Genomic DNA, 2,169 nt, shown 5'->3' on the forward strand with positions numbered 1-2,169 from the left:
CCCGCCGTTTGCGCTGACGGTTTGTAAAATTTTATCACGGAGCTTTCCACAAAGCGCTTCGAGCTCCTCCATATTCATAGATTTTACGTCTATCATTGCCCTATTATCTTTTTGATTTTTTCTAGTCTGGCTTCGATCGTGCCCTCGAGGTTGCCAGCGTCGCTAAGCACGATCGCTCCGCCCGCACTGATGGCTTCATCGGCGGAGATTTTGACATTTTGTCCGGAGAAATTTTCTTTGATAAACTCGTAATCTTTCGGATTTACCTTTATCTGCACCTCTTTGGCGTCTTTTATCTCGCTAAAAAGCTCCTTACAGATAGCCGCGGCGATGTTTGCCGAATTTAGCGAAATCTCTTTTTTCACGACCTCTTTTGCGACCTCGACTGCGGTGGCCGGCAGCTGCGCTTCGCTAGATGCGATGAGGCTTTCAAATTTAGCCGCCTGTTCCTCTAGCTTATTTATCGAGCCAAGATACCTGCTCTCAAGCGCTTTTAGCTCCTCGTCAAATTTAGCCGCCGCCTCGTCTCTGCCCTGCTTTATGCCGTCTTCTTTAGCGCGCTGGATCTCGCTCTCTAGGCGTTTGGCAAATTCGTTTTCTTGATTTTCGATTTGCATTTGCAGCTTTATCATACTACCGCTCATCTCGTCGGTGCGCTTCAAAAGCTCCTCGATGAAGCTTGACTCAGGCTTAAAATGCCCGCCCTGCTCTTTTGCTTCGCCTAAATTTGAGCCCTCCTGCCCGCCGCTCAAGGCTCGCTCGTTATGCTCGGTCGCGCGGCCGGATTCGCTTTCGTGGGCCGAGTGTGTATCCTCGCTTCTTTTTTCCTGACCTAAAATTTTAAACCGATAGTTTTCTACAAAGTGCTCTTTTGAGCGCTCATTTGTTATTACGCTACTTTTCATTCTATCATCTCATCGCTTTCGCCTATTTGGAACGCCCCGCTTTCGGCTAGGGCCTGAACCTGCTCTACTATGCGGCGCTGCGCCTCTTCGACGTCTTTTACGCGCACCGCTCCCAAAAACTGCATTTCTTCTTTAAACGAGTCGCTGGCGCGCTGAGACATACTGGAGAGAAATTTATCTCTCAATGCGTCGCCGCTACCTTTTAGAGCGACCATGAGGTCTTTTTTATCGACGTTTTTAAGTATTTCGCGGATAGCTGCTTGATTGAGGGTGTTAATATCCTCAAAGGTAAACATAAGCTCTTTGATCGTCGTAGCGAGCTTGTCGTCGACGTCCTCGATATATTCGATCGTAGCTTTTGAAGCTTTTTGTCCGAGGCGATTTAGTACCTCCGCCACGGCCCTCGGTCCGCCGACTTCGACTTTGTAGGACGTGAGGCTCTCTAGTTTGCCTTCTAGCACCGTTGAAACGCGTTTGATTATGGACGGGCTGATGTCGCCCAAATTTGCCATTCTCACGACGACCTCGCTTCTAAGCTCGTTATTAAAAAACGAAAGCGTCTCGGCCGCACTGGTCGAGTCCATATGCGCCAAAATAAGCGCGATAGTTTGCGGATGTTCGTTAACGATAAAGTCCGCAAGCTGCTGAGGCTTGACCTTGGTAAGATAACCGAAGCTCTTTGTGTTTTCCATGCTTTTTGCGAGCTTGTCGAGTATCTTTTGCGCAGCTTCAGGACCAAAGGTGCGGTATAAAATTTCTTTCGCATACTCTAGACCGCCGCTTCTCATATATTGATTTGACTGCATGAGAGCGTAAAATTCTTCTAAAACAGCAGCCGCTACGCTTTTATCGGTACTCTTTGCGGTAGCTATATAGCGCGAAATTTCGGTTATGACGTCAACCTCCATATGCGAAAATAGCAGAGTCGTGACGTCCTCGCCTAGCTGAATAAGCAAAATGGCGACCTTTTCGGGCATCGAAAGGTCGTCGTAAATCATCTTTTGTTGTTCATTTAGCTTTGTTGCCATTAAAAGTCCTTACGGTTGCTAAAATCCAAATCGTTTTTTATCATATCTTGGAGCAATACGGCTATTTCTTCGCTACGATCTTGAACGATTAATTTCATTTTTTCTAGCAATACGTCATAGCGCAAGTCATCCTCATTAAAGTTATCGCCGATGCCAAGCTGCTCCTCAACTTTTTTCCTAGCCGCTTGAAATTTCTCTAACGTATCTTCGCTATCCTCTAGCTGAACTTCGTTTTC

General features: G+C 46.9%; 2 protein-coding genes and 1 pseudogene. All 3 read right to left on the minus strand.

Annotated elements, in window-relative coordinates; all coding sequences use genetic code 11:
* Window positions 1-92: 92 nt before the first annotated feature.
* Window positions 93-905, minus strand: a complete 813-nt coding sequence (gene fliH / locus Q0200_RS06970; RefSeq protein ID WP_297939516.1) for a flagellar assembly protein FliH — start codon at window positions 903-905, stop codon at window positions 93-95.
* Entirely contained in the window at window positions 902-1,933 is a 1,032-nt protein-coding gene (fliG, locus tag Q0200_RS06975) for a flagellar motor switch protein FliG (RefSeq protein WP_297939519.1), read from the minus strand. Before fliG ends, fliH begins: the two co-directional genes overlap by 4 nt.
* A pseudogene (locus Q0200_RS06980) lies at window positions 1,933-2,169 on the minus strand (flagellar M-ring protein FliF); the annotation flags it as partial. The pseudogene Q0200_RS06980 and the gene fliG, both read right to left, overlap by 1 nt.

Source organism: uncultured Campylobacter sp., from assembly GCF_938045225.1.
GTDB lineage: Bacteria > Campylobacterota > Campylobacteria > Campylobacterales > Campylobacteraceae > Campylobacter_A.